This window comes from Endozoicomonas sp. ALC020 (assembly GCF_049275935.1).
Lineage (GTDB): Bacteria > Pseudomonadota > Gammaproteobacteria > Pseudomonadales > Endozoicomonadaceae > Endozoicomonas_A.
The window spans coordinates 641,986-656,472 of sequence record NZ_CP184830.1; the positions used below are offsets into that span (position 1 = coordinate 641,986).

14 protein-coding genes are annotated in these 14,487 nt (G+C 48.6%); 7 read left to right on the top strand and 7 right to left on the bottom strand.

Features of this window, described 5'->3' with window-relative positions:
- Positions 1 to 69 precede the first annotated feature (69 nt).
- The 7 genes from ACOJUO_RS02325 to fliP all read left to right on the top strand — a co-directional run bounded on the left by ACOJUO_RS02325 (position 70) and on the right by fliP (position 6,590).
- Entirely contained in the window at positions 70 to 339 is a 270-nt protein-coding gene (locus tag ACOJUO_RS02325; RefSeq protein WP_422135144.1) for a flagellar biosynthetic protein FliQ, read from the top strand.
- A complete protein-coding gene (gene fliR / locus ACOJUO_RS02330; protein ID WP_422135145.1) occupies positions 339 to 1,112 on the top strand; it encodes a flagellar biosynthetic protein FliR in 774 nt (257 codons plus the stop codon). The genes ACOJUO_RS02325 and fliR overlap by 1 nt, the downstream gene beginning before the upstream one ends.
- A 10-nt stretch (positions 1,113 to 1,122) precedes the next feature.
- Positions 1,123 to 2,274 (top strand): flagellar biosynthesis protein FlhB, encoded by a 1,152-nt coding sequence (flhB, locus tag ACOJUO_RS02335; RefSeq protein ID WP_422138807.1) that lies wholly within the window; start codon positions 1,123 to 1,125, stop codon positions 2,272 to 2,274.
- Positions 2,271 to 4,376, top strand: coding sequence for a flagellar biosynthesis protein FlhA (gene flhA / locus ACOJUO_RS02340; RefSeq protein ID WP_422135147.1), 2,106 nt, complete (start codon positions 2,271 to 2,273; stop codon positions 4,374 to 4,376). Before flhB ends, flhA begins: the two co-directional genes overlap by 4 nt.
- A gap of 79 nt (positions 4,377 to 4,455) precedes the next feature.
- Positions 4,456 to 5,415, top strand: a complete 960-nt coding sequence (locus tag ACOJUO_RS02345) for a flagellar motor switch protein FliM (protein ID WP_422135148.1) — start codon at positions 4,456 to 4,458, stop codon at positions 5,413 to 5,415.
- Between the two features lie 29 nt (positions 5,416 to 5,444).
- Positions 5,445 to 5,846: a flagellar motor switch protein FliN gene (gene fliN / locus ACOJUO_RS02350; RefSeq protein ID WP_422135149.1), complete on the top strand. Its 402-nt coding sequence runs from the start codon at positions 5,445 to 5,447 to the stop codon at positions 5,844 to 5,846.
- Positions 5,847 to 5,849: 3 nt separating this feature from the next.
- Entirely contained in the window at positions 5,850 to 6,590 is a 741-nt protein-coding gene (gene fliP / locus ACOJUO_RS02355) for a flagellar type III secretion system pore protein FliP (RefSeq protein WP_422135150.1), read from the top strand.
- On the opposite strand, the gene ACOJUO_RS02360 is transcribed toward fliP, so the two are convergent.
- The 7 genes from ACOJUO_RS02360 to fliF form a co-directional block, all read right to left on the bottom strand.
- On the bottom strand, positions 6,576 to 8,354 hold the full coding sequence (locus ACOJUO_RS02360) for an N-6 DNA methylase (RefSeq protein ID WP_422138808.1): 1,779 nt from the start codon (positions 8,352 to 8,354) through the stop codon (positions 6,576 to 6,578). The two genes, fliP and ACOJUO_RS02360, sit on opposite strands and share 15 nt — an antisense overlap.
- Positions 8,355 to 8,468: 114 nt before the next feature.
- A complete protein-coding gene (gene flgA / locus ACOJUO_RS02365) occupies positions 8,469 to 9,197 on the bottom strand; it encodes a flagellar basal body P-ring formation chaperone FlgA (RefSeq protein ID WP_422138809.1) in 729 nt (242 codons plus the stop codon).
- 59 nt (positions 9,198 to 9,256) lie between these two features.
- Positions 9,257 to 9,676: a hypothetical protein gene (locus tag ACOJUO_RS02370; protein ID WP_422135153.1), complete on the bottom strand. Its 420-nt coding sequence runs from the start codon at positions 9,674 to 9,676 to the stop codon at positions 9,257 to 9,259.
- Entirely contained in the window at positions 9,673 to 11,001 is a 1,329-nt protein-coding gene (locus ACOJUO_RS02375; protein WP_422135154.1) for a FliI/YscN family ATPase, read from the bottom strand. Before ACOJUO_RS02375 ends, ACOJUO_RS02370 begins: the two co-directional genes overlap by 4 nt.
- Positions 11,001 to 11,765 carry a FliH/SctL family protein gene (locus tag ACOJUO_RS02380; protein ID WP_422138810.1) on the bottom strand — a complete coding sequence of 255 codons (765 nt, stop codon included), beginning with the start codon at positions 11,763 to 11,765 and terminating at the stop codon, positions 11,001 to 11,003. Before ACOJUO_RS02380 ends, ACOJUO_RS02375 begins: the two co-directional genes overlap by 1 nt.
- 51 nt (positions 11,766 to 11,816) lie before the next feature.
- Complete coding sequence (gene fliG / locus ACOJUO_RS02385; RefSeq protein WP_422135156.1) at positions 11,817 to 12,839, bottom strand: flagellar motor switch protein FliG; 1,023 nt, start codon at positions 12,837 to 12,839, stop codon at positions 11,817 to 11,819.
- Positions 12,832 to 14,484: a flagellar basal-body MS-ring/collar protein FliF gene (fliF, locus tag ACOJUO_RS02390; protein WP_422138811.1), complete on the bottom strand. Its 1,653-nt coding sequence runs from the start codon at positions 14,482 to 14,484 to the stop codon at positions 12,832 to 12,834. Before fliF ends, fliG begins: the two co-directional genes overlap by 8 nt.
- Between the last annotated feature and the right edge of the window lie 3 nt (positions 14,485 to 14,487).

The following is a 14,487-nucleotide window of genomic DNA, read 5'->3' on the forward strand; positions in this document are numbered from 1 at the left end:
TTAATTTCTTCGGGTTGCAGTCTGTTTTGCAAAGTTGCGAAACAACCTGAACTATTCAGAGGAAACCCCATGACACCGGAAGTTGTGGCAGACCTTTTTCGTGATGCGCTGACCCTCATTGTTCTGATGGTATCGGTGATTGTGATGCCCGGACTGCTGGTGGGTCTGGTGGTCAGCACACTGCAGGCAGCGACTCAAATCAATGAGCAAACCCTCAGTTTCCTGCCCCGTCTGCTGGCAACACTGGTCACTATAGGCATGACGGGCCCCTGGCTGATTCAGGAATTTATGGATCTGTTTCTCCGGCTGTATGAATTTATTCCTGAGATGCTGGCCTGATGGGAACCTTTACCTTCTCTGAAGTGGTGGGCTGGATTGGTCAGTACCTCTGGCCGTTTTTTCGTATCGGAGCCCTCTTTCTGGCAATGCCCATTATCAGCAGTCAGGTAGTGGCACCCAGAATCCGGGTAATTCTGGCGATGGCCATCACTATTATTGTGGCCCCCATGCTGCCTGCGGTACCCGCAGTAGAGCCACTGTCGGGTGAAGCCCTTCTGATCACTGCACAACAGCTGGCTGTCGGGCTTTTAATGGCGATGGTACTGCAAATCTATTTCGCTATTTTCACCTCCGCCGGACAAATGCTCTCCCTGCAGATGGGTCTGGGTATGGCGGTCATGTTTGATCCGATGAACGGCGCCCAGATTCCGGTAATCAGCCAGGTATTCCAACTGCTGAGCTTTCTGATGTTTCTGGCATTTGATGGGCATTTGGTCGTCATTTCTATTGTTGTGGAGAGCTTTAATACCATTCCCATTGCGCCCTTTTCTATTCGCCAACTGGATATTGACCGGCTTCCCGCCATGGGCGGCTGGATGTTTGCCAGCGCACTACTGATGGTTCTTCCCGCCATTGTTGCATTATTAATTGTCACTTTTACCTTTGGTGTAATGAACCGCTCGGCGCCGCAATTCAATATTTTCAGTCTGGGCTTTCCTCTGACCATGCTGGCAGGCATTTTTATTCTGATGCTGATCAGTTCCACCCTGAACGGTGTCTTCACACGATTTACCCGGACTGTTCTGGACATTCTACGATCACTGGTTCTTTAGGAATTTTCAGATGGCAGAAGAATCACAGACTGGCGAACGCTCAGAAGAACCCTCCGAACGAAAACTTCAGAAGAGCCGTGACGAAGGCCAGGTTCCCCGATCCCGGGAACTGGTCACCTTTGCTTTGCTGGCTTCAACCCTGGTTGCTTTATGGCTCAGTGGTGGATTAATTCGCGACCAGCTGTTTCAGGTTATGTACAAAAGCTTCAGGTTTGAAAAAGACGTATTGCGTCAGGAAAGCTGGCTGACGGATCACCTGATCGTCAGCATTACTCAGGGGTTCTCCGGCCTGCTGCCCTTTATGCTGATTGTCATTCTGGCCTCAATAGCCGCTTCAGCGGCTTTAGGAGGCTGGATATTCTCAAATAAACAGATACGACCCAAGGCTGAGCGCATCAGTTTTCTCAAAGGCATTAAACGCATGTTTTCTGCCAACTCCATGATTGAGTTGTTAAAGTCCATTGCCAAAATCTCGCTGCTGGCTTTTTCCCTCTGGCTCATTAATCAATGGTTCTTTCGGGATGTGCTCTGGCTCAACCGGCTGCCGATATTTCAAGCAGTTTCAGAGGGCCTCAGCCACCTTACCATGGCCATCACCATTCTGGTCAGTGCCCTGCTGTTGATCTGTTTTATTGATGTACCTTTCCAAAGATGGAACCACATGAAAAAACTGCGCATGACACACAAGGAAATGCGTGATGAAATGAAAGAGTCTGAAGGTCAGCCAGAGCTTCGTTCAAGACTGCGGGAGAAGCAACAGGAAATTGCGGGTCGCAGAATGATGCAGGCCGTTCCTTCGGCGGATGTCATTATCACCAACCCAACTCACTTTGCAGTGGCTCTGAAATATGATCTGGACAAAGCCAGAGCGCCCTATGTCGTAGCAAAAGGCGTTGACAGAGTAGCCCTGCATATCTGCGCTGTGGCACGGGAATACAATAAGCCGGTGGTACAGTCACCCACGTTAACCCGGGTGATTTATCATACGACACAGTTAAATCAGGAAATTGCCGACGACCTGTTTTTGGCCGTTGCCCAGGTTTTGGCTTACGTCCATCATCTGAATGACTTTCAGGCCGGACGCAGAAGCAAGGCACCCGATTTACCAACACCGGAAGTCCCCAGCGCCTTCCGGGAAAAATGGGATAAGAAGAGACAATGATCAAGGAAGCTCAACGTCTGCTATACATGATGTCGCCCAAAAGCGGCAACCTGAATATCGGGATTCCGCTGATCGTTCTGATGACGCTCGGTATGGTTACACTGCCGATGCCGCCTTTTATGCTGGATGTATTCTTTACCTTCAACATCGCACTGTCTCTGCTCATCCTGTTGGTTAGCATTTACACACTTCGACCTCTTGAATTTGCGGTGTTTCCAACCATCCTGCTGGTTTCCACTTTGTTGCGCCTTGCCCTGAACGTGGCATCAACCCGGGTGGTTCTTCTGAATGGACATACTGGCAATGGCGCTGCCGGAAAGGTGATTCAATCCTTTGGTGAGGTTGTTATTGGCAACAGTTACGTTGTTGGTCTGGTGGTGTTCTTTATTCTGGTGATTATCAACTTTGTCGTGGTCACCAAGGGTGCTGGTCGTATTTCTGAGGTGACCGCCCGCTTCACTCTCGATGCCCTGCCAGGCAAGCAGATGTCCATTGATGCAGACCTCAATGCCGGCGTTATTGATCAGCAGGAAGCGCACGACCGCCGGGAAAGTGTACGCCGGGAGGCAGACTTCTATGGCTCAATGGATGGTGCCAGTAAGTTTGTCCGGGGTGATGCTGTGGCCGGCCTGCTTATTCTTGCCATCAATATCATAGGTGGAATGCTGATAGGCACCATTGGCCAAGGGTTATCTGCCGGGGAAGCCTTTGCTGTTTATTCTCTTCTGACGATTGGTGATGGTCTGGTGGCCCAGATTCCTTCGCTGCTGCTCTCCACCTCTGCGGCTATCATGGTAACCCGTGTCTCTGAATCTGCGGATGTAGGGCATCAGGTTTCCGAACAGATGTTCTCTTCTCCGAAAGCGTTGGGCCTCACAGCCATGATTTTAATGGTGATAGGCATTGTTCCCGGTATGCCCCATGTACCCTTTCTCAGTCTGGGCCTGATCGTGGCGTTTCTGGCCTGGTGGACCACCAACAAACATCAGAAGGATGAACCCGAATCCAGCCACTCTGCAGCCAATACAGAAGATGTCAGTGAGTCATCACCCTGGTCCTGGGGAGATATTCCGCCAGTGGATACCCTGGGGCTTGAACTGGGTTATAAACTCATTCCTCTGGCAGATGAAAATCAGGGCGCTCAACTACTCACTCAGCTAAAAGGCATTCGCAAAACCCAATCCCGGGAGCTGGGCTTTCTGATTCCCAGCGTGCATGTGAAAGATAACCTGAACCTGAAACCTGATAGTTACAATATACTGCTCAAGGGTGTCATTGTTGCCGAAGGACAGATTGAGCCCATGCGTTTATTGGCGATCAATCCCGGTGAAGTATTTGGTGAGATAAATGGTATTGCAACTTCAGAGCCTGCTTACGGACTGGAAGCACTCTGGATTGAAACCTCAGAGCGGGAACATGCCGTCGGACTGGGCTACACGGTAGTCGACGCTGCTACGGTTATCGCTACACACCTTAATAAAATTATTGATGAACACGCCAGTGAGCTGCTTGGGCATGATGAAGTAGTGCAACTGCTGGATAAGCTGACTCACTATTCCCCCAAACTGGCTGAAGATCTTATTCCCAAAAAGCTGTCCATGAGTGTGTTTTCCCGAATACTCAGAGATTTGCTGACCGAAGATGTCTCTGTCAGTGATATTCAAACCATTGCCAGCACCTTACTGGAGTCGTCTGAACGGATTACAGAACCACACCTGCTGACCTCTGAAGTTCGAATTGCCCTGCGTCGCAGCATTATCCAGAACCTGGTAGGCAACACCTCTGAAATACCGGTTGTCACCATGAGCTCAGAGCTGGAGCAGGTCATTATGCAAAGTTACCAACAAGCTCGTCAGAGTAACGACTTCTCCCCTGACACACTGCCACTTGAACCCCGAATTGCGGAGCAACTTCAAGTTCAAATGCCAGAAGTCTCTGCCAACCTTGCTGCTGAAGGAAAAGTGCCTGTCATGCTTGTCAATGCATCATTGCGCCCGGCCATGGCCAGATATGCTCGTCTATGCACCGAGGGTATGCATGTATTGTCGTTTAATGAAATTCCTGAAAATAAAGAAGTCATAGTGGTTGGCAAGATTGGCTGATTGTCTTTATCAGCTAATAGCGGTATGTTTTTTAATAACAAGAATTATCTGGTGATAAGCCAGTTATATGGAATTTCCCATGGAACGGAAATCTTTATCAAACAATACCGAATCCAGCCTGTCGGGTGAAACAAAGACTCGCCGGGTTCATCCGCCTTCAAAATTCAAGGATCTGACGACTTATGATCTGACTAACCCGGATTATAAGATTCACGACCTTTTGCCGACACTTGAATTGATCTACCGGCGTTTTTCCCAATTATTTCGTCACAGTCTCACTGCTGTTTTTCGTCGCCCGGTAGATATTCATTTCGAATCGGTCGATTCCCTGGCAATCGGTGATTATCTGCATCAGGAAAATATACCTGATGTACAGTATATCTACCGTTCAACAACACTGAAGTGCGCTGGCTTCATGGCCCTGGAGACACCGCTTTTATATTCTCTTGTAGACATTTTTTTCAGTGGTACCGGTGAGTTTAACGAAAACCATGAAGAGGAACTGACCAACGCCGAAATTCGTATCATGGAACGCCTGCTAAAATCTGCAGCGGATGACCAGACCGAAGCCTGGAGCAGTATTCTTTCTTTCAAGATACGCCTTGCTGAAAATCACAACCGCCCCATATCCACCGTCTTTCGCTCAGATACCGAGATTATTCTCCTCAGCCGCTTCACTATTTCCCTTGGCTCCACAGAAAGTCCATTTCATATCATCATGCCTTATCAGGCTCTGGAACCGGTCAGAGAAAAGCTGCAGGCCTTTAAATTTACAGAACAGGATCCCACCTGGCAACGCAACATGATGGCCGGGGTTATGCAGGCTCCACTGGAAGTCTCTGCCCGATTGTGCGAGTTGAAGCTGAGCCTTCGCGATGTGCTGAGACTGAAAACGGGACAGATCATTCAGGCAGATATTCCCAGCAGTGTCACTGTCAAGTTTGCAGGCATTCCAGCCTACCGTGCTGACGTCTGCACTGTGAATAATATGCTGGCCATGAAAATTCTTAACTCTCTGTATCCAGGCCAGAAAGAGTAGAGATCCACCAGCCCGAGGAAATATCATCCATGAGTAATGAAGAAAATGAAAACGAGCAGGAACTGGCTCCGCCACAACCTGCAGGTGATGGTGTCAGTCTTCAGGACAGTCTGGAATCAGAAACCACCTCCAGAGAGCTACTGGAAGATACCAATAACCCGCCGCAGTCAGTCAGTGATCTGGGCATGATACTTGACATTCCGGTGACACTGTCTCTGGAACTGGGCAGCACCGAAATTAACATTGGTGAACTAATGCACCTTAATAAAGGCTCAATTGTAGAGCTGGAGAAAGAAGCCTCCGAGCCTTTGGAAGTGAAAGTCAATGGTACTCTGGTCGCCTACGCCGAAGTTGTGGTGATCAACGATAAGTACGGCATTCGCCTGCTGGATGTCATCAGCGAATCAGAACGTCTGAAAAATCTGGCCTGACCCATGACTATAAGGTTGCTGATCTATGTCGGCCTGACATTTCTCCTGACTCCGTCACTCAGCTGGGGGCAGGAAGGCTTTCCATTAATGACTGTCACCAGTAATGGTGATTCTCAGGAATACAGCGCCAGTCTTCAGATTCTGATTCTGATGACAGCACTGAGTTTTATTCCTGCTGCGCTGCTGATGATGACGTCCTTTACCCGGATTATTATTGTTCTGGCCATTCTGCGTCAGGCTCTGGGTTTACAACAGACTCCCCCAACTCAGGTTTTGCTTGGCATATCGCTGGCACTGACCCTGATTATAATGCAACCATTATTTGGGCTTGTTTACAGCCAGGCGGTTGAACCTTATCTGGATGAGCAGTTGACAATGATAGAGGCTTTAAAAAAGGCAGAAGTTCCTGTCAAAGATTTTATGCTGCGCCAGACCAGAGATACGGATCTGGAATTGTTTTATCAAATTGCCGATATAACGCCACCGATCGATGTTGCTGAAACGCCTTTCTCCATCGCCATTCCTGCTTTTGTTACCAGTGAATTAAAAACTGCTTTTCAAATTGGCTTTGTTATATACATACCCTTTCTGGTGATTGATCTGGTAGTGGCCAGTGTTCTCATGGCCATGGGTATGATTATGCTGTCGCCCCAGATGATTTCGCTGCCTTTCAAATTGATGCTGTTTGTTCTGGTAGACGGCTGGGCCATGATTATGGGTACTCTGGCATCAAGCTTCTTTTAACAACTCACTTTCTATCATTCGCGCTTTATCGCGAATAAACCGAACCTGGGCATAGAGTTTGAGAATTTCTCTGTGCGACTGTTCTGCCTGCCTTTGTTCAATGGAAGACCACTCGGGAACAGGAAGTTGTTTTAAATCATTGCCATGAATAAACGGCACCTGACTTTCTGTACAAATACTATCAAGCAACATTTTTCCGGTTTGCGAACGCAGGAATCGAAACAAAACAATAGAGCTATTGAGATAAGTATTTTTCTTCAGTCGAAGAATGACAAAGGACTGATTGGCCACCCAGTTTAACCCACAGACATCCGGTACAATGGCAATTCGCCCTGCCTGTCCCTTGATAACCAGTAGAACATCGCCTGGTCGCAATAACTGTTGTTTTGCCCGCTTCAGCCCTTTTTCATCAACATGAATTTCTTTTTCAGGGTGCTCAATCTCTCCAGCCTCATTAATGTCATTGGCTGTTACTTCCAGAAATACCTGTTTTTCCAGACTATTATCACGCAGAGCTTGAGCTCTTATGATATCGACCTGTGACTCTAAATGACTGGCAGCTAAAGGCTTACCGAGTAAATCAATGCGTCGGGTGTCAGCACAATAATGTCCGGGATCAAGAATGACGCTCCCCTGAATCAGCTGCCTTTTGTCCAGCTTTTTGGAGAAACGAGGGTTTACTGTTTCTTCATTCATTTGTTCAAGAATGACATCAACATTATTCAGCTGAATTTTAGCTGCTCCCTTTTTGCGCACAGGGGTAACTTTGAAGTAGTCGCTGCTGGCGTCTATCAAATGCACATTATCAGTAACTTGTCGTTTTGCCACCAGCACATAAAGTGGAGTGGCTCGTCCGGGAAGCAGTCCTTTAGGCAGTTTAATAATAGCGTGCAGCCTGTTCTGTTTTAATAACCAGCGGCGAAAGGCAATATGATGCTCGGTATTTTTCTGAAGAAATACCCCCGGCACAGCGATGACAACCTGTTCGGAACAGCGCCAGAACATATGCCGGATAAACAACATTTCTTCATTACGGACCTGGGTATCCAGCCGTTGGAAAATATCTCGAACTTCATTCACTTTATAACGGTGATTCGCTGTCAGAAGACCCACCCCATGATCAAACTTTTGTAGCTGGCCAGATTTAAAAAAAGCAGGTTCAAGTACCGGATGCCCCTGGGCAATATGAATATCCGGATTAATCAAAACACTCAAAGCATCCAGAGTATTGATAGAAGGCTGCTCAGAATAAATCTCGCCGGTGAGCGCAAGATCCGCTCCCAGAATAAAACTGTCTGCATTGGGCAGGTAGCAACTGCCAACTGATTCGGACAGTGCCTCCAGCAGTCCACCAATGGCTTCGGGCAATGCCGAGGAGAGAGGTCTGAAGCGACGATGCAGGGCCAGAGGAATCTCATTGTACTTCAGTAGCTTATGCCTCTTTGCAGTCATCACTGAGTGGCAGGCTCGGGTGATTTCATCTGTCGGGATCGGTCCAGCTAATTCTTCGCCCTGTTGCCAGGCTATTTGCCAGATACGTTGATCTGCATTGGCAAATGTCTCCGGTACTTTTTTCTGCCCGATTTCTCTGAACAGCTGCTCAAGTTCAGAATGATTGTCTGGCAACTCTCGCTCCGGCAAAAACTCCATTTCACACAACCTTGCCCAGGCAAAGAGCTGCCCCAGCAGAACCAGGTAAGCCTGATACCAGTTTTTATTCTGTAACGTACCCGGAATAAGGGCATTAACAATGTCGCGGCTCATAAAATCATTCTCTGACAGGGTTAATTTAATCGTTATTGACTAAATCATCTGCTGATTAGTTAATTTTTTGATAAAACATCTAATCAGACGCTGATTACTGTATTCAGCAAAAAATTAATGATGAATTCGAACCTTTCCTGTGCTGATAACTTCTGCGTGCACAATTTTGCCAGAAGACCGGTTTCTTACCCGAATGGTTTCCTGTAATTCGCCATCATCCAGAGACATCCCGGACATAGAAACCTCCAGTCCATTCCCGCCGGCAATAATCTGGACGACTTCCCCCTTGCGAATCACATAGTCTTTTTCGAGCATATTGGCTGAAATCAGTTTCTGTGCACCTATACTGCGCTTGATAACTCTCCCCCTGATTTCATTGATTTCAGTAAAAAACTGACCTCTCAGCCTGCTGTAATCGGCTTCCCGAAACACAAGAGCATCGCTGGTCAGCCTCTGCCCTCTGGCCAAAGCACGAGCACTGTGAATAACAGGCACCAAAATCTTACTTTCAGTCATCACTGTCATTCGCCATTCCCCAGGGCATTCTACTGTTCGTTTGACCACTCCCACAGGCGGGCGCGTTCCGGAAACTGCAGAGACGGACAGTTTGCCTTTGCAGGTTCTTCGGGACTTACTGGCAGAAAGAGGGCGGACTTTCAGTTCATAACGGGCACCGGGAATCGATTGAATAAAACCGGCCACTGCTTTTTCAACGGATTGATAAACAATGCGTTCAATCTCTTTTGCGAGGTCTGTATCAGAAGAGGTGTGAGGAGAAAATAGCGAGGCGATGAGTATGGATGATCTGAAAAGCGGTCTGAAATGCGGTATCAAAAGCGGCATGGATGCTTCCCTGCATAAAGTACCTGACGAAATGTCAGGTTAACACAGGCAAGCCAGAATTATCGAGGGGAGCGCTGCAGCAGTCGATCTGTCTCCTGAAGTTCATCCCGAAGCTGTTTTTGCTGCTGTTGTTCGGTTTCTTTATTTTTTATATGTTCAACACCGCTGGTCATTCTGCGTTCTTCTTCCAGCCGCTGATTAATTTGCTCGAGATTTCCAGACTCTGCTTTTATCTTCTCTTCCAGTAATACAGAAACATCTTCAAGCAATTCAACAAACTGATTGCGACCCCAGCAGGATAGTGATGAAAGTTTTTCTCCAGGACGACTATCGCAGGATTTCCGGGCATCATTCAACAACTCTTTCTGGGCGTTGAGTGAAGCCAGACTCTGCTCAGCATGCTGTTTCTCTCTTTTAGTTAGCTGGCTCTTTTTCTCCAGTGCGGACTGTGCTTTTTCCAGACGCCGGACTTTGTTCATGATGTAACAACCTGATCAGATCGCCAGATATGTATCAGCTGTTCAATACTGCCGGTGAGATCAACCTGTTCATAACGGCTCTGCTGCAGAAAACGCTCCATCTGCGGACGGTATTCAATCGCTTTATCAAGCTCAGGATCAGCACCGGGTTTATAAGCACCTATCGCCATAAGTTCTCTGAACTCATTATACCGGGCATGGAAGCGTCGGAACGCCTGGGCGCACTTTTCATGTTCTTCTGTTATCAACTGAGACATTGTTCTGCTGATGGAGGCTTCCAGATCAATGGCCGGGAAATGCCCTCTTTCCGCCAACTCACGACTGAGCACAATATGCCCATCCAGGATGGAGCGGGCAGTGTCTACTACCGGCTCCTGCATATCATCACCTTCTGCCAGTACGGTATAGATGGCCGTTACCGAACCTTCGCCGGTTCCCGTTCCAGCCCGCTCCAGCAGTATTGGAATCTTACTGAATACTGAAGGAGGAAAACCTTTCGCTGCCGGAGCTTCACCCACAGCCAGGGCAATTTCACGGTGAGCCTGGGCATAGCGGGTGAGGGAGTCCATCAGCAGCAGAACCGTTTTGCCCTGGTCTCTGAAATACTCGGCAATTTGATGACAATAGAGTGCAGCACGAATTCTTCGGACGGGCGACTCATCCCCGGGGGAGGCCACCACAACCGCTTTTTCCCGACCGTCCATACCCAGAATCTGGTCCACAAATTCCTTTACTTCCCGACTGCGTTCACCGATCAGACCAACAACTGTAACATCAGCCCGGGTATTTCGGGTCATCATACCCATAAGCGTGCTTTTGCCAACGCCACTGCCGGCAAACAACCCTACTCTTTGTCCTTTTCCCAGGGTCAGCAGACTGTCGATAACTCTCACTCCCACTTCCAGTGGCTCATCGACCGGCTTTCTGGTCATGGGATTAAGAGGGGAGGAATGAATTGAAATTCTGTCAGACAGGCTCAAGGCAGAGGAATCAAGCGGCTTACCCATAGCATCCACTACCCGCCCTAACAGTTCTTCCCCCACAGGCATGGTGTGATTGTGAGAAACGGGAATAATTTTGTCTCCCGCTGCCAGGCCTTCCATTGTCGTTGACAGGGGCATCAGAAACTGACTGGCCCCGTCAAAGCCAACCACTTCTGCTTCTACCTGACGACCACTGCGCATATTGATATGACAAAGTTGGCCAATGGGCAATCGCAACCCTTGGGCTTCCAGAAGAAGACCTTTTATGGCTGATACTTTCCCGGATAATTTGGCAACAGGTACTGTCTTCAGTTTTTCAATCAGATCATCAGAAAGAGACATTAACCTGCATCCTCCATTGCGGCAGGCAAGTTTTCACGAATGATATCGAGACACTCCACCAACCGGGATTCCATGCGCGCTTCCGCTTCTGTCTGGCTGGACATAATACGGCAGTCGTTTATTTGTAATTCGTGATCTTCGACAACCTGCCAGGCTGCACCAAAGTCAGGTTTGAGTGTCTTGAGCAACTCCGCATTGACCGGATTCACATGAATGGTGTACTGAGTATCCTCGGGCATGATACTCAGAGTTTCCCTGACAACAGAGACTATCTGTTCCGGAGAAGTCATCAGTTCCCGGCGCACTACCTGACGACAGGTTTCTTCTATAACTTTTCCTAGCCAGCTGATCTTTTCGTCACGACCATAATTGCCACCAGAGCGAAATTCAGACATTTCTTTTCGCAGCAGGGATACCAGTTTTTTCTGTTCTTCAGTGGCAATACGCCCACCTTCTTTGACGCCCAGTTCTCTGCCTTCTTCAAAGCCCATTCGGCGGCCTTCTTCCACACCTTTGGCATAGCCTTTCTCAATACCCTGCTCCAGAATACTCTGTAATACTTCAGGAGAGGGCTCAATGGATTCCTGAGGTTTCGGTACTGTATTCTCAGCCGTATCGACAGACTGGGAAACACTATAGTCAGGTTGTTGATCTACCTCTGAACGCTCTGAATTCTGAGATTCACCGGGCTTCTGGTGAACCGGAAAGAGAAACCGTTTGAAGGCCGCTGTTTCAGGCTGCCATATTTTTTGTCTGTTTGTCATGAACCAACCTGTTGTTAGTATTATGAAAAACGTGATGGATATTGGTTTGCATTACCCGATCATCTCGTCCTCATCATTAAAGCTCAGCTCTATCTCACCGGATGCCGCCAGCTGTCGCGCTGCCCGAAGCACATCATTTCGGGCAGACTGAACCTGGCTGGCACGCACCGGGCCGAGGTTTTCAATATCTTCAAGCAGGAATTTGGCGCTTCGTTTGGTCATGGTGCCTACCACAGAATCAACCATCTCCTGAGCAGCCCCCTTGAGCGCCAGAGCCAGAATATCCTGGCTGACCTCCGCCATGACCTTACGCAGCGCATCTTCATCCAGACGCATAAGGTGTTCAAAGAGGAACATCTGTTGTTCAATTTGCTCAGCCAGTTTTTTGTCCTGCTCCTTAAAGTAACTCAACAGACTCTGCACCGAAGTATCATTCATCCGGTTCATTATATCTGCCACCTGACGAAGACCACTGACGGTGGTATTCTGGCTGGTGCTCATTTTGCCGACATTGGCATCAAATATAATGTTAAGTTCTTCAATAATGGATGGATGTAATTCCTGCAGTCGGGCGACTCGTGACAATAGATCCTGATGACTCTTGGCTGGAAGGCGCATTAATACATCGGTAGCCTGCGTGGCTCCCAGATAGGTCAATACCACTGCCTGAAGTTGTGGGTGCTCATCAACAATCAGTTCAGTAATGGTTCCCGAGTCCATCCATTTCATCGCTTCCAGGCTATTGCTCTCACCACCAAAAATAGAGTCCATGACCCCTTTTGCTTCTTTATCACCCAGAGCCAACTTCAAGGTCTTGTTGAGATAGCTTTTTGAGGAGCCGGACAAGGCACTATCGTAGCGATAGGTGTGGAAAAACAGGTCCAGCACTTCCTGAACCTGATCTCTTTTCAATGGTGAGATGGTCGCCATGTTCGTGCTGATCTGTCGAACTTCCCGCTGGCTAAGGTGTTTGAATACCTGCGCCGCACCTTTTTCCCCAAGACTGAGCAGCAGAATGGCTATGTCTTTGGGCGTCGGCTGCCTTGATGGCAAGACTCTCGGATTATCACTCATGACTGTTCATCCATAGCTTGATCACCTGTGCAACCCTGGCAGGAGCCTTCGAGGACAGCTCTCGCATCTGAGTCACCTGAGTTTCAAAATCGGCTAACTCAGGTGGCAACAGATCAAAGGTGTCGTCAAAGATCACTTTCCTGCCTTTCTGGTCAAACTGGGCACCACTTTCCTCGGGCGTTGGAGGAGGTAATGCTTCGGGCTCCTCCATCTTGACGGTGATCTGTTTCATCATGGGTCTTAAAAGAAACATAATCACCAAAATACCCAACAAAGTGCCGCAACCATATTTGACGAAGTAGAGAACCTGCGGCTGTTGCCACCAGGCCAGCCCGACAGGTTCAACATGAGTGACTGGCACAAAGGGTGCGGTGTGAATACTGATCTGATCACCACGGGCCTGATCAATACCTGTTGCATCAATGATCATTTGTTGAATCGTGGCAATTCTTGCCTGGTCCCAGTTACCAATACCCAGAGCTTCATCAGGCTGCTCATTGAGAACGACTGCAACGCTCAGTTTTTGTACTCTGCCCTGCTGATTGGCCACCTGCCTGATAACTTTATCTACTTCATAATTGCGGACAAACTCTGACTGGACATTATTGTTTTGCTCTGCTTCAGCCTGACCTTCTTCTTCCGGAGGCTGATTGCTGAGAGCTCCAGGTATGCCTCTGGCTCCCTGCCCACTGGTTGCCACTTCCCTTCCCTGCTCGCTTCTCAGCACCGGAGCACCAGGCTCATATTGCTCAACCGTCTGTACTACCTGTTCAAAATCCACATTGGCGCTCACTTGAGCTCTGAAGTTGACAGCACCCACCAGTGGCTCCAGCAGGGCACTAATGCGCTGTTGAAAATGAGCCTCAACCTGGCGCTTAAAGTCCAACTGTTTACTGGCTTCACTGAGCGCACTGTTGCCCAGTAAAATATCGGAAGAGAGCAGTTTGCCGGACTGGTCAATGACAGAAACATCGCTGCGATTCATATTGGCGACACTGGCGGCCACCAGATTCACGATGCCTTCAATCTGCTCATTGCTCAACCTGTACCCCGGAAACAGATCGACAAACACCGAGGCCGATGGTTTTCCCTGTTTGCGAATAAAGCTGCTCTGCTTGGGCAGAGCCAGATGGATTCGGGCATTGCGGACGGGTTTCAGGCTGATAATGGTCTGAGCCAGCTCGCCTTCGAGACCGCGCCGGTAGCGGACATTTTCCACAAACTGGCTGGTACCGATCTCCTGCCCATCCAGAGTTTCCAGCCCTTCCGGCATTCTCGCCTGAACTCCGGATACAGCCAGCTGCATACGGGCATCAGAGAGTCTTCCGGCATCCACCATTACCTGACCCGAAGCAGGGTGAATCTTATAAGCAATATTGTTTTGATCCAGCACATTGACGACACTGGCCACATCATAGAGTTCCTGATTGCCATACAGTGGCTGATAATCGGGAGATTGTGACCAGAGCCAGAAAACCGACATCAGGGCAACAGAAACTGCAAACAACACCATCAGCACCACTTGATAGCTGCGATTGTTTTTCAGAACTCCGGTGACTCTGTCCACTGCTTCGCGCCACACAGGCTTCACTTCTTTTTCTTCTGGTGTCGGCTCCGGGGCAGCCTTTTTATCTGATTCTGCCATGGT

Bases quoted from the DNA above. Each gene is read 5' to 3' on its own strand.
- flgA (WP_422138809.1), bottom strand. From the start codon at position 9,197: ATGCCGCTTTTGATACCGCATTTCAGACCGCTTTTCAGATCATCCATA.
- ACOJUO_RS02375 (WP_422135154.1), bottom strand. From the start codon at position 11,001: ATGTCTCTTTCTGATGATCTGATTGAAAAACTGAAGACAGTACCTGTT.
- ACOJUO_RS02325 (WP_422135144.1), top strand. From the start codon at position 70: ATGACACCGGAAGTTGTGGCAGACCTTTTTCGTGATGCGCTGACCCTC.
- fliG (WP_422135156.1), bottom strand. From the start codon at position 12,839: ATGAGTGATAATCCGAGAGTCTTGCCATCAAGGCAGCCGACGCCCAAA.
- fliN (WP_422135149.1), top strand. From the start codon at position 5,445: ATGAGTAATGAAGAAAATGAAAACGAGCAGGAACTGGCTCCGCCACAA.
- ACOJUO_RS02380 (WP_422138810.1), bottom strand. From the start codon at position 11,765: ATGACAAACAGACAAAAAATATGGCAGCCTGAAACAGCGGCCTTCAAA.
- fliF (WP_422138811.1), bottom strand. From the start codon at position 14,484: ATGGCAGAATCAGATAAAAAGGCTGCCCCGGAGCCGACACCAGAAGAA.
- ACOJUO_RS02345 (WP_422135148.1), top strand. From the start codon at position 4,456: ATGGAACGGAAATCTTTATCAAACAATACCGAATCCAGCCTGTCGGGT.
- fliR (WP_422135145.1), top strand. From the start codon at position 339: ATGGGAACCTTTACCTTCTCTGAAGTGGTGGGCTGGATTGGTCAGTAC.
- flhA (WP_422135147.1), top strand. From the start codon at position 2,271: ATGATCAAGGAAGCTCAACGTCTGCTATACATGATGTCGCCCAAAAGC.
- fliP (WP_422135150.1), top strand. From the start codon at position 5,850: ATGACTATAAGGTTGCTGATCTATGTCGGCCTGACATTTCTCCTGACT.
- ACOJUO_RS02370 (WP_422135153.1), bottom strand. From the start codon at position 9,676: ATGAACAAAGTCCGGCGTCTGGAAAAAGCACAGTCCGCACTGGAGAAA.
- flhB (WP_422138807.1), top strand. From the start codon at position 1,123: ATGGCAGAAGAATCACAGACTGGCGAACGCTCAGAAGAACCCTCCGAA.
- ACOJUO_RS02360 (WP_422138808.1), bottom strand. From the start codon at position 8,354: ATGAGCCGCGACATTGTTAATGCCCTTATTCCGGGTACGTTACAGAAT.